The following is a 12,387-nucleotide window of genomic DNA, read 5'->3' on the forward strand; positions in this document are numbered from 1 at the left end:
GCGCCACGCCCGCAAACAATCCGAAGCCCGACAAGGATACCACCAGCATGGCCTTCTTGCACCAACAACCGCAAATGTGCCTCGGCTTCGACATCGCCAAGGACACCGTCACCGCCGCCGACGGGACTACCACCGGCACCATCCTCAATCAGCGCAGAGCTGTCCGTGCTTTCCTGAAGAGCTACAAACACATCGACCTTGTCGTGTGCGAGCCGACAGGCGGCCATGAAAGCCTACTGCTCGAAGAGTGCCTGCGCGCCGGCATTGCCTGCCATCGCGCCGACACGCTCAAGGTCAAGAGCTACATCCGCTCCTTCGGTACGCACGGCAAGAGCGATGCCATCGATGCCGCGATGTTGAGAGCCTACGGTCGTGAACGCTGGGCAAAACTGTCCCTTTGGCAGGCGCCCGATGCCGATGAGACCAGCCTGCGCGCGCTGGTTCGCCGCCGCCAGGAACTCATCACCATCAAGGTCGCAGAGAAGAACCGTGCCAAGGCACCTGGCGGCCGCAAGCTCGCGACCTCTTTCGAGGCCGTGATCAAAGTCGTCGAGCGCCAACTCCAAATCATCGATGCCGAGATCCGCGAACTGATCGCCAACAGCAGCGCCCTTAAGCATCGAGCCGCCATCTGCACGGCCATGGACAGTCTCGGCCCGATCGTGGCGGCCAAGCTCTTGGCTATCCTGCCCGAACTCGGCTCCATGACACGCCGCAAAGCTGCAGCCCTTGCTGGCCTTGCACCACACCCAAACGACAGCGGACAAAAGCAAGGCTACCGCAAAATCCGTGGCGGACGCCCTGATGTTAGAACCGCACTGTTCATGCCGGCCCTGCGCGCCGCAGCTGGAAAGGGCGAATTCGCACCCTTCTACAAACGCCTCGTCACCAACGGAAAAAAGCCGATGGTGGCAATCGCTGCCGTCATGCGAAAGATCATCGTTACCCTAAATGCAAGACTAAGGGACGCCGCCATTTCTCAGAGTTGATGACGAAGTCATTGATGTTGCCCGCTAATCGCCAACGTCAATCGCGTAGGAGCAGCCGGCCAGCGTCTTGCCGGGATGGGAATCGACGGTCGAGACATTGAGCGTGATGTGCGTGGCAAGGCTGACGCCGCCGGTGTCCTCGGTGCTTTCGGCCACAACCTTCTCGCCAAGGAATTTATCCGGCGACGAGACCATTGCCGGGACGTCGAGCTGCCGGGCGAGGTCGGGCGCGGCAATGCCCTCAAGCACGGCCATCGGCCCTGTCGCGGTGAAGACGATTGTCTCCGTCTCGCGGCCGAAGACATGGGCAGGGGCGGGCAGTTGATACTGCCGCAGGAAGGCATTGCCTGACGGCACCTCTTTCCAGCCCAGCGTGCTGGCCGCGCCGGGATCACCGGCCAGCCAAAGGGCATAGCCAGTATAAGCCGACAGGTCGGCCCTGCACTCGATCAGCGCGGCAAGGTCGAGCGAGGCGGGATCATAGTCGTCGGCTTTGGCAACAACCAAACTCGCCAGGACGGCCAAAGCGGGCAGGAAACCGATTCTATGAGTGGTCGAGCCCCTGGGCACATGACTCTCAATAATGCGCGTAGCCGCTCAACGGGCATTTCTGGGAAGCGGGAACCTGAAAAGTGCCGTCAATACCGCTGCAGTTACGGAAGTTGGGCGACCGCGGCGCCTGGGCTTGGGTGGGCGCAGCCGCTTTCGGCTTGCCCTTGAGAACCATCCAGATCTCGGTCGGCTGGTCGAGCTGCAGGTTGTTTATGTCGGAATAGCTGATGCGGCCGCTGCGTATCCCATCGGCGAGGCGCTGGCAAAACAAAGCCGGCATGCGCTCCTGCGAGACGCCCATGAACAAAGCCATGTCATGCTTGAACGTAAGGTCCCGCGTGCGGGCGGAGGCGATACATTCGTTCATATCCGCCTTCGGGTCACGCTTCGCGCCTGCCTGCGAGGACTGGCACACCACCAAGACGACGACCACGCCAAGCAGAAGAGAAATACTATTCTTCACTGTCAAACCCCCTAAACCCACAAGTGAACTTAGATGATGCCGCCAAAAGGTCAAACAGGAACCGAGTTCAGGCGCCTTCATTTTTCTTATATTAGAAGACCCAAATAAAAACCCGACGTCTCCGTCGGGTTTCTTAGGTATGATTGATAGCGTTTGGCTGCTGTCTGGATATCAGCCCTTGCGGTTGCGTGCGGCCAGCGTGCGCAGCCTCAGCGCATTGAGGCGGATGAAGCCGGCGGCGTCCTTCTGGTCGTACGCGCCGCGATCGTCCTCGAAGGTGACCAGCGCGTCGGAATAGAGGGTCTTTTTCGACTTGCGGCCGGTGACCATGACGTTGCCCTTGTAGAGCTTCAGCCGCACCGTGCCTTCGACGTCTTCCTGGCTCTTGTCGATCATCGCCTGCAGCATCAGGCGCTCGGGCGAGAACCAGAAGCCGTTGTAGATGAGCTCGGCGTAGCGTGGCATGAACTCGTCCTTGAGATGCGCGGCACCACGGTCGAGCGTGATCGATTCGATGGCGCGGTGCGCCACGATCAGGATGGCGCCGCCGGGCGTTTCGTAGACGCCGCGCGACTTCATGCCGACGAAGCGGTTCTCGACAAGGTCGAGCCGGCCGATGCCATTGTCGCGGCCGAGATCGTTGAGCGCGGCCAGCATCGTTGCCGGCGACAGCTTCTTGCCGTTGAGCGCGATCGGATCGCCCTTCAGGAACTCGATCTCGATCTCGGTGACCTTGTCCGGCGCGTCCATCGGCGAGACGGTGCGCTGGTGGACGAATTCCGGCGGCTCGCTCCACGGGTCTTCCAGCACCTTGCCCTCGGAAGAGGAGTGCAGCAGGTTGGCGTCGACCGAGAACGGCGCCTCGCCCCTCTTGTCCTTGGCCACCGGGATCTGGTGCTGCTCGGCGAAGTTGATCAGGTCGGTGCGCGACTTGAACGACCAGTCGCGCCACGGCGCGATGACCTTGATGTCGGGGTTCAGCGCATAGGCCGACAGTTCGAAGCGGACCTGGTCGTTGCCCTTGCCGGTGGCGCCGTGCGCAATCGCGTCGGCGCCGGTCTCCTTGGCGATCTCGACGAGGTGCTTGGAGATCAGCGGCCGCGCGATCGAGGTTCCCAGCAGATAGGTGCCTTCATAGACGGTGTTGGCGCGGAACATCGGGAAGACGAAGTCGGCAACGAATTCCTCGCGCACATCAACGATGCGGATGTCCTTGATTCCCATCATCTCGGCTTTCTGGCGCGCCGGCTCCAGCTCGCCGCCTTGGCCGAGATCGGCGGTGAAGGTGACGACTTCGGCACCGAGTTCGGTCTGCAGCCATTTCAGAATGATGGATGTGTCGAGGCCGCCGGAATAGGCGAGCACGACCTTCTTGACGTCTTTGGTCTTGGACATTTCTGCTCCGTCGATGGCGGACGCCTGGGGCATGGGCGTCACGGCTTGTCGGAGCGCCTTTTAGCAGGAACGGCAAAGCGAGCAAGCACGCGCGGCGCCAGTCTGCTGATCCAGCGCGCGGCAGGCGGCGATCCCTCTCTTGTTGGGGCGTGCTCTCTGGACAAACCGAAACCATCTGTCCGTGAAAACCGGTTCCCACCTTTCACCGGCCCGGTCCTTCGGTTCGGGATCATGCCCTCGGGGAAACAACCTGCTACAATCATGGGCTGCATTTCTGCCCAGGATTTAAGCAAGTTTTCATGTCCTGCCGCTAAACCAGTGAGACAGAGCTGCGGCGGCCTTGCAACCGGTCGATGCAGCTTTTGCCTGCTCATTGCGGGTGTCCTCAGGCTTGGACCATTCTTGATGCGCGTTATATCATGCATCGTCACGGAGCATAATCTGTGGCTTGTCCTGCTGGCGGCGCTGATGTGCGTCACCGGCTGCTGGGTAACGATCGGTCTCCTGGATCGCGCGAGGAAAACCGTCGGCGTGCAGATGCGGGGATGGCTGTTCCTGACCGCGGTCGCCGCAGGGTCCTCGATCTGGTGCACGCATTTCATCGCCATGCTGGCCTATCAGCCCGGTGCGCCGATCACCTTCGATCCGGCGCTCACCATGATATCCCTGGTCATCGCCATGGTCGGAACCGGGGCGGGCTTCGGCCTTGCGCTCGACAAAGGTCGTGGCCTGGCGTCGGAATGGGGCGGCTGTGCCGTCGGCCTGGCGATCTCGGCCATGCACTATACCGGCATGATGGCCTATCACGTGGCCGGCATCGTCGAATGGGACGCCCGCTACGTCGTCGCTTCGGTGCTGATCGCGATGGCATTCTCCGCCGTGGCGATCGGCCAGGCGGTGCGGCGGCCGCGCCGCTGGTCGCACTATCTCGGCATCGGGCTTCTGGTGCTGGCGATCGTCGGCCTGCATTTCACGGCGATGGCGGCGGTGGCGGTGACGCCGCTCTCCTTCATCACCACGGGCACCAATCCCGATATTCTCGAAGCGATGGCCGTCGCGGTTGCGGTCGTCGGCCTGATCGTCGCGGCCACCGGCTTCGCCAGCTATCTGATCGACGAGCGTGGCCGGCTCGAGAGTTTCGAGCGGCTGCAGCATCTGGCGCTGAACGACTCGCTCACCGGCCTTGCCAACCGGGTCTCCTTCAACGACCGCCTCGACCATGAGATCGAGCGGGCGCACGAGGATAAGGACACGAAGACCGCCGTCATCGTTATCGACCTCGACCGTTTCAAGGAAATCAACGACCTCAGGGGACACGCGGCCGGCGACCAGGCGCTCAAGATCATTGCCCGCAGGCTGGCGAAACTGGCCGGCGACGGCGAGTTCGTCGCCCGGCTCGGCGGCGACGAATTTGCCGCCATCAAGCGCTTCAAGGACCAGAACGAGCTGCTCGGCCTGGTGTCGCGGCTGGAAAAATCCTTGTTCGAGCCGTTGCGGATCGACGATTTCGAGACCGTCACCGGCGCCAGCATCGGCGTCGCCGTCTTTCCGCGCGACGGGGCCGACCGGGAGAGGCTGGTCAGCAATGCGGACCTGGCCATGTACCGGGCCAAGAACGACGTGACGCGGGCCGTCTGCTTCTACGAATCGGTCATGGACGAGACGGCGCGGGCGCGCCGGGCACTCGCCACCGACCTTCGCCTGGCGATCGACCGCGGCGAACTCTCGCTGCACTATCAGGTGCAGACCTCGGTTGCGACCGGCGCCACCTGCGGCTATGAGGCGTTGCTGCGCTGGACTCACCCCGTGCATGGCATGGTCCCGCCCGCCGAATTCATTCCGATCGCCGAGGAGAACGGCTCCATCCTGGCGATCGGCGAATGGGTGCTGCGCACCGCATGCCGCCAGGCGGCCTCCTGGGACAATGGCCACAAGATCGCGGTCAATCTGTCGCCGGTGCAGTTCGCCCATGCCGATCTCGCCACGCTCGTCCATCAGATCCTGATCGAGACCGGCCTGTCGCCGAAGCGTCTCGAGCTTGAGTTGACCGAATCGACGATCGTCGCCGACAAGGTTCGCACACTGCACGTGCTGCGCCAGATCAAGGCGCTGGGCGTGACGATCGCGATCGACGATTTCGGCACCGGCTATTCCTCGCTCGACACGCTGCGCTCGTTCCCGTTCGACAAGATCAAGCTCGACCGCTCCTTCATGGCCGATGTCGAGCGCAGTCCGCAGGCCAAGGCGATCATCCGCGCCGTGCTGACGTTGGGGCGCAGCCTCGACATTCCCGTGCTCGCCGAAGGCGTCGAGACCCATGTCCAGCTCACCATCCTGCAGGTCGAAGGCTGCAACGAGGCGCAAGGCTATTTCCTCGGCCGCCCCAAGCCGATCGATCAGATCTTGTTGATCGCGGGGCTCGACCCCCAGGATGGTCCACCCACCCTCGAGGGACCTGTCAGGGTGCTGGCTGCCGCCGGCTGACGCGCTCGTCTCGCCCGCTCTTGACGACTTCGACAATGAGGGGTCTCTGCCCTAAGCGGAACCAGCAGTTGCCTAAGCGATTGCGGAGCTGGATCACCGCTTCATCTGGCGCCGACGCAGCACATCCTGTATAGGCTCGCGCGTTCCCCGGAGCCCTCCATGTCCTTCATTCCCGACACCGCCACGCTGATCCAGTTCGCCATCGCCACGGTCATCCTGGCGATCACGCCCGGGCCTGACATGACCTTGTTTGTTTCGCGTACGCTGAGCCAGGGGCGTGCCACCGGCTTTGCCTCGATGGCCGGCGCGCTGTGCGGCACGCTGATCCACACCACGCTGGTGGTGGTCGGCGTCTCGGCGCTGATCGTCGCCTCGCCGATGGCCTTCTTCGTGCTGAAGATTTTTGGCGCCGGCTATCTCGTCTTCCTGGCCTGGCAGGCGATCGCCAAGGGCTCGGCGTTTTCGCCGGAGAAGAAGACAGGCCCGCAAATCTCGCTGTTGCGCAGCTGGGCGGCGGGGCTTGGCGTCAATTTGCTCAACCCGAAGATCATCCTGTTCTTCATGACCTTCCTGCCGCAGTTCGTTTCCGCGCATGATCCGCACGCGCCGGGAAAGCTGTTCTTCCTGGGCTCGATGTTCATCGTACTGTCGATCCCGGTGACGGCGCCGATGGTGCTGGCGGCGGAGAAATTCTCCGCGGCGATGAAGGCCAGCCCGCGCGTCACGCGGGTGGTCGACTATCTTTTCGCCGGCGTGTTCTCGGCCTTCGCGCTCAAGATCCTGACGGCCCAGGCGAAATAGGGTCTTTTCGTTTTACCATGATCTCAGGACAAAACGGAAACCGTTTGTCCGAGAAAACCGGCTTCCACTTTTCGGGGTCATGGTCTGACCTCGTCCTTCCACCAGCTTCCGGCCCAGCGCCCGGCGCTCAGCCAGTAGAAGATGCCGCCGACCATGCCGCCGCCGATCACCGCCATCATGGCGCTGGTGTCGGTGACCGCGAAGGTGGAATCGGGCGCGTGATCGACCAGGCCGAGGAAGACGGCCGCCACCACCGCGCCAGCCAGCGCATAGTACAGCCAGTCGCGCCGGCCGAGGATTTCGGCAAGCAGGATGACGATCACCGAAGGCAGGAAGGCGAAATAAGCGACGAACAGGGCGACGAAGGGAATCGAGAAATACAGCGAAGCCGTCGCCGTCGGGTGCGTGTGGTCAGGCGTGTAGCCCAGCGAGGCCAGGAACAGGACGTTGAGGAAGGCGCTCGCCGCCAGCGAGGCGACGGCATAACCGAACAGGATCATGGCAAAGCGCACGAGATAGGAAACGAAGCGGCCCATCAGGGGTCTCGCTTCACAAGACGGCCGGACCTGCGCCCAGCCAGGAGCCAGTAGACCGAACCGGCGACGGTGCCGGCCGTGGCCAGAAAGCCGAGAAATCCCGGATTGAAAACAAACCCTCCGGCCGAGCCCGGGACAAGAACGCCAAAGGCGATCGAGGTGATCGCCCCCGTGACCGCGAAATAGAACCATCCCCGCAGCGAAAGCCATTCGGCGACCAGGATCGCCGGGCCGACGATCAGCAGCGCGCAGAGCGCCACGGTCAGCACGGCGAGCGGGAAGGAACCCAGCCAGTCGAAGGTGAAAACCATGGACCAGTTGCCATATTCGATCCCTTCCAGAAGCGTGATCAACAGCACAGGCACCAGGATAGAGGTCAGCACGCCGGCGATATAACCGACTGCTATGATGGCGATGCGTTTGAGTCCGGCGACGAGACGGCTCACGCCTCGCCGTGCCCCGCGATCATCATGGCTTCCAGCGCCAGCCGGTCCACTTTTCGCATGCGCTCGGATTCCGACTTCAGCTGGCCGCAAGCAGCGAGGATGTCGCGGCCGCGCGGCGTGCGGATCGGCGAGGCATAGCCGGCATTGTTGATGTAATCGGCGAATTTCTCGATCGTCTCCCAGTCCGAGCACTGGTAGTTGGTGCCCGGCCACGGGTTGAACGGGATCAGATTGATCTTAGCCGGAATGCCCTTGAGCAGCTTGATCAGGCCCTTGGCGTCCACGATGGAATCGTTGACGTCCTTCAGCATCACATATTCGAAAGTGATGCGCTTGGCGTTCGACAGGCCGGGATAGGCGCGGCAGGCGGCGATCAGTTCCTTCAGCGGATACTTCTTGTTGATCGGCACCAGCAAGTCGCGCAGATCGTCATTGGTGGCATGCAGCGAGATCGCCAGCATGACGCCGATTTCCTCGCCAGTGCGGAAAATCTCAGGCACGACGCCGGAGGTCGACAGCGTGATGCGTCTTTTCGACAAGGAAAGCCCGTCGCCGTCGGACGCGATCAGCAGCGCCTTCTTCACCGCCTCGAAATTGTACAGCGGCTCGCCCATGCCCATCATGACGATGTTGGACACCTTGCGGCCCTCGGCCGGGACGATGGCACCGTCCGGCGTGTCGCGGTCGGGGAAATCGCCGAGCCGGTCGCGGGCTGTGAGCAATTGCGCCAGTATTTCCTCGGCGGTCAGGTTGCGCACCAGTTTCTGCGTGCCGGTGTGGCAGAACGAGCAGGTCAGCGTGCAGCCGACCTGCGAGGAGATGCAGAGCGTGCCGCGGCCTTCCTCGGGAATATAGACGGTCTCGATCTCCACCGGCCGGCCGGCGCCGCGCGGCGGAAAGCGGAACAGCCATTTGCGGGTACCGTCGGAAGAAATCTGCTCCTCGACGATTTCGGGCCGGGCGACGGTAAAATGCCTGTCGAGCTCGGCGCGCAGATCCTTGGAGATGTTGAACATGCCGGCAAAGTCGGAGACGCCGCGCACATACATCCAGTGCCAGAGCTGCTGCGCACGCATCTTTGCCTGGCGCTCCGGCACGATGCCGGACGCGACCAGCGCCTCCGCGAGCTCGGCGCGGGTCAGGCCGATCAGCGACGGCTTCTCGGGCGTGGCGCGGGCGCGCAACGCGTCGCGGGCACCCTCAGTGGTGAGGTCGAAGGAAAGGGTCATGGTCGCACTGATATAAGCTGTTTGCGGCCGATTTCATCCATCGTGCCGGGAACTGAAGCGCGGCGCATAGCACAGGTTGAGGGCGGAGTCATGCGGTGGCGAACACAACCCCGAGTGGGCCGGCAATGTTTCGATCGCGAATGTCCTGATCGACAGACGGTCTCTGGCGTTTGAACCGAGAGTTCATCGGACCAACCAGTTTGTCGCACGACAACAGCTCGCTACGACCGACTGGCAGCCTTGCACCCAATCTTCCCGCCACGCGGGAGCCGATCACATAGTCGTGTTGACGTAACGATTCCCTTGCCGCCTTCGAAGGCTGAAGGGGGCAACCACGCCCTTGCAAAATGGGAGTACGCAGAATGAACTCGATCAAGCTCGCTGTCATTGCCGGCCTCGTCGGCTTGTCCGCCTCGCAGGCCTTTGCCGAAGACGCAATGGGCACAATGACCATGATGAAAGGCGGGGAGGTGATGGCAATCATGCCCGATGGACACATGGGCACCATGATGCCGGACGCAAAGATGGGCGCAGAGATGATGAAGATGGCAAAGCCGATCAAGCATTGCATGATGATGATCACCGACGCCAAGGGCAAAGCCTACATGATCGATACGTCGACCAAGAAGGCCCAGGCCGAATGTGAAAAAATGGCCATGTGAAACCTGGATCTGTAGAGACCGCTCCCGCCTGCAAGAGCCGGCGGGAGCATTCTGCGCGCAGATCACTGCCGCTGGCGCCAGCCCTCGGGCCGCGTCCAGGAACAGCCTCCAAACAGCCCGCGCATCTTCAACAGCTGCGACCGCAGACGTTTGGCGGGTGCTCCTTCTTCAAGGGATCGCGTGACAGCGGCTTTATCCGACAGGCTTGATCGACGTCACGTTCATGCTAGGGCTGGGCTTCGATTACGAGGACGGACATGGCCGGCACATCGCGAAAATACCCCATGCTGCGGCGTTCGCGCGCCATGCTGGGCTCACGGCGCGTCTGGCAGCCGCGGCTGGTGTTCTGGGCCGGCGCGTTGTCGATCGGCGTCATCAGCGTGCTGTTCGCGGTGCTGGCCGACAAGGCGCAGGCGCTGTTCCACATGATGATCGGCGACGGCGGCGGCCGGCGCTTCTATCTGCCGCTCATGGTCACGCCGCTGGGTTTCGTGCTGTGCGCGTGGCTCGCCCACGCCTTTTTCCCGGGCTCGCAAGGCAGCGGCATTCCGCAGGCGATCGCCGCGCGCCATTTGCGTGACGACGCTGATCGCAGCCACCTTCTGTCGCTGCGGCTGGCGGCGGGCAAGATCGCGCTCACCGTCGTCGGCCTGTTCTGCGGCGCTTCGATCGGCCGCGAGGGCCCGACCGTGCAGGTCGGCGCCTCGCTGATGCTGCAGGCGGCGCGCTGGGGCGGCATGGCGCAGGCGCGGGGCCTGATCCTGGCCGGCTCGGCCGCCGGCATCGCCGCCGCCTTCAACACGCCGCTGGCCGGCATCGTCTTCGCCATCGAGGAGATGGGCCGCACCTACGAGGCGCGCACCAACGGGCTGGTGCTGACGGCGGTGATCCTGGCCGGCCTCGCCTCGCTCGGGCTGCTCGGCAACTACACCTATTTCGGCGTCTCGAAGGAGACAATCGCCTTTGGCGCCGACTGGCCGCTGGTGCTTGGCTGCGGCATCATCGGCGGCGGCTTCGGCGCGCTGTTCTCGCTGCTGGCGCTGAAGACCACGCGGCGGATCCGGCGGTGGCGCACGCAGCAGCCCTTGGCGCGTGCGCTGCTGGTGGCTGCTGTCTGCGGGCTTGGCGTGGCGGTGATCGGCATTGCCTCGGGCGGGCTGACCTTCGGCACCGGCTATGCGCAGGCGCGCGGCGCCGTCGAGGGCACGCCGCTGCCATGGTTCTTCTTCGTGGAAAAATTCCTCGCTGGGCTGCTGTCGATGGTTTCCGGCATTCCCGGCGGCATTTTCGCACCATCGCTCGCGGTCGGCGCCGGCATCGGCAGTTCGCTCGGCCTGCTGTTCGGCGCCAGCGCGGGTGCCGCCGCGCTGCTCGGCATGGCGGGCTATTTCGCCGGCGTCGTGCAGGCGCCGATGACGGCTTTCGTCATCATCCTGGAGATGACCGGCAATCACGACAATGTCATCGCGCTGATGCTGGCCTCGATGCTGGGCTACGGCACCGCACGCATGATCTCGCACGAGCCGCTCTATCACGCGCTGTCGCGGGTGTTCATCGCGGAGGCGATCCGACGGCGGCGAGCGGAGGCAGCGCCGTAACCGGTCCAGACCTGACAACAAAAAGGCCGGGCTTGTGGCCCGGCCTTCGGGTTCAAATGCGGCTTGTGCTTACTTGCACTTGGCGATCGACGACAGCGCGGCCGAAATGCCCTTCAGCGAGAAGACATAGGATGTGGGATTGCCGCGGCCGGACTTCGCCGTCACCTTCATGTCGGTGCCGGTCTTCATGGCGGCGATCAGCACCGGTTCCTCGGCGGCATTCTCGACCCAGGCCGACTTGCCTTTCGTGAACATCGAGAAGGACTTCTTGTCGATGGTGACGGTGGCCTTGGAGCCTTCCTGAAAATTGTAACCGGCGATGAATTGTGGCTCGTAGGACACCTGCTGGCCGGGCCGCTGGCTGACGAAGAAGAACATGTCGCCATGGTCGAGCGTCGGCGGCTGCTTGTCGGTCGGCACGGTGAGCACGTAGCAGACCTTGCCGCCCGATGCCTGGTAGCTGTAAGTGCCCCAGGCATTGTGCTGGCCGATCTTGGTCGCCTGCTGCGCCAGTGCCGGCGCCGCCGAGGCCGCCAGGACCAGGCTCGAAACGAGTGCTATCAATCCGCGCATTGTCTTTCCCGTATTCCAAATGGTGCGGAGGCGGGCCGCATGGCGTCCTGCCGTCGCTTCATTTTGATTTAATCTGGGTTACCAAACGGTGAATTTCCCTCAACAAAAGGACGCTCACCCCAGGAAACCGCCGCCATTCCCGCGCCACCGCCGCTTCAGCGGCCGGCGCAACGTCCCTTCGGCGACTTGGAGGCCACGAAAGCGGCAAGAGTTTGACTTTTCAGCTGGCCTCCAAACGCCTCTGCCCACAGGGCGCGCGCCACGTGAAGACGCTCAGCCCTTGTCGGCGATGGCGTCCTTGGCGGCCTGACGATGCGCCGGTGTAATATGGGCGCTGACGGCGGTGATCGCGGCGGTCAGCACGGCGATGTCGTCGGTGAAACCGAGGCCGAATATGAAGTCGGGGATGAGGTCAAAGGGCAGGACGAAATAGCCGAGTGCCGCCACCAATATGCCCTTGGCGCGCAGCGGCGTGTTCTTGTCCATGGCGCAGTAGTAGGCGGCGACGACCTCTTCCATGAACGGGATCTGCCGTGCGGCCTTCTTGGCCGTGCGCCAGAATTTTTCGCGCACTTCGCTTTCGCCGCCAAGCTTGTCGCCAAAGCCAAAGAAATCAAAACCGGGTTGTTGCGCCATCAATCACTCCTTGCGGGTCTCAT

13 protein-coding genes are annotated in these 12,387 nt (G+C 63.2%); 5 read left to right on the forward strand and 8 right to left on the reverse strand.

Features of this window, described 5'->3' with window-relative positions:
* The first annotated feature begins 47 nt into the window (after positions 1 to 47).
* The gene (locus tag JN279_RS05200; protein ID WP_096447894.1) at positions 48 to 989 is read left to right on the forward strand and encodes an IS110 family transposase; all 942 of its coding nucleotides are present in this window, start codon (positions 48 to 50) and stop codon (positions 987 to 989) included.
* Between the two features lie 24 nt (positions 990 to 1,013).
* Here the strand turns inward: JN279_RS05200 and JN279_RS05205 are convergent, their stop codons facing one another.
* The 3 genes from JN279_RS05205 to JN279_RS05215 form a co-directional block, all read right to left on the reverse strand.
* Positions 1,014 to 1,496 (reverse strand): hypothetical protein, encoded by a 483-nt coding sequence (locus JN279_RS05205; RefSeq protein WP_244734418.1) that lies wholly within the window; start codon positions 1,494 to 1,496, stop codon positions 1,014 to 1,016.
* 70 nt (positions 1,497 to 1,566) lie between these two features.
* The gene (locus JN279_RS05210) at positions 1,567 to 2,004 is read right to left on the reverse strand and encodes a hypothetical protein (protein ID WP_096458155.1); all 438 of its coding nucleotides are present in this window, start codon (positions 2,002 to 2,004) and stop codon (positions 1,567 to 1,569) included.
* Between the two features lie 171 nt (positions 2,005 to 2,175).
* Entirely contained in the window at positions 2,176 to 3,399 is a 1,224-nt protein-coding gene (locus tag JN279_RS05215) for an argininosuccinate synthase (protein ID WP_096451767.1), read from the reverse strand.
* Positions 3,400 to 3,804: 405 nt separating this feature from the next.
* Between JN279_RS05215 and JN279_RS05220 the strand changes: the two genes are divergently transcribed.
* On the forward strand, positions 3,805 to 5,883 hold the full coding sequence (locus JN279_RS05220) for a putative bifunctional diguanylate cyclase/phosphodiesterase (protein ID WP_244734420.1): 2,079 nt from the start codon (positions 3,805 to 3,807) through the stop codon (positions 5,881 to 5,883).
* 159 nt (positions 5,884 to 6,042) lie between these two features.
* Entirely contained in the window at positions 6,043 to 6,684 is a 642-nt protein-coding gene (locus tag JN279_RS05225) for a LysE family translocator (RefSeq protein ID WP_096451763.1), read from the forward strand.
* Between the two features lie 77 nt (positions 6,685 to 6,761).
* Here the strand turns inward: JN279_RS05225 and JN279_RS05230 are convergent, their stop codons facing one another.
* The 3 genes from JN279_RS05230 to rlmN are packed head-to-tail and all read right to left on the reverse strand — an operon-like array spanning position 6,762 to position 8,895.
* Positions 6,762 to 7,220, reverse strand: a complete 459-nt coding sequence (locus JN279_RS05230; RefSeq protein WP_096451761.1) for a hypothetical protein — start codon at positions 7,218 to 7,220, stop codon at positions 6,762 to 6,764.
* On the reverse strand, positions 7,220 to 7,666 hold the full coding sequence (locus JN279_RS05235) for a hypothetical protein (RefSeq protein ID WP_096451759.1): 447 nt from the start codon (positions 7,664 to 7,666) through the stop codon (positions 7,220 to 7,222). The genes JN279_RS05230 and JN279_RS05235 overlap by 1 nt, the downstream gene beginning before the upstream one ends.
* Positions 7,663 to 8,895, reverse strand: coding sequence for a 23S rRNA (adenine(2503)-C(2))-methyltransferase RlmN (gene rlmN, locus JN279_RS05240; protein ID WP_096451757.1), 1,233 nt, complete (start codon positions 8,893 to 8,895; stop codon positions 7,663 to 7,665). Before rlmN ends, JN279_RS05235 begins: the two co-directional genes overlap by 4 nt.
* A 362-nt stretch (positions 8,896 to 9,257) precedes the next feature.
* Here rlmN and JN279_RS05245 point away from each other — a divergent pair, with 362 nt between their 5' ends.
* Entirely contained in the window at positions 9,258 to 9,557 is a 300-nt protein-coding gene (locus JN279_RS05245; RefSeq protein WP_096451755.1) for a hypothetical protein, read from the forward strand.
* Between the two features lie 257 nt (positions 9,558 to 9,814).
* Positions 9,815 to 11,155, forward strand: a complete 1,341-nt coding sequence (locus JN279_RS05250) for a chloride channel protein (protein ID WP_096451753.1) — start codon at positions 9,815 to 9,817, stop codon at positions 11,153 to 11,155.
* 69 nt (positions 11,156 to 11,224) lie between these two features.
* Here the strand turns inward: JN279_RS05250 and JN279_RS05255 are convergent, their stop codons facing one another.
* Entirely contained in the window at positions 11,225 to 11,728 is a 504-nt protein-coding gene (locus tag JN279_RS05255; protein WP_096451751.1) for an invasion associated locus B family protein, read from the reverse strand.
* Between the two features lie 273 nt (positions 11,729 to 12,001).
* A complete protein-coding gene (locus JN279_RS05260; protein WP_096451749.1) occupies positions 12,002 to 12,364 on the reverse strand; it encodes a YkvA family protein in 363 nt (120 codons plus the stop codon).
* Between the last annotated feature and the right edge of the window lie 23 nt (positions 12,365 to 12,387).

Source organism: Mesorhizobium sp. 113-1-2, assembly GCF_016756475.1.
Taxonomy (GTDB): Bacteria; Pseudomonadota; Alphaproteobacteria; order Rhizobiales; family Rhizobiaceae; genus Mesorhizobium; species Mesorhizobium loti_C.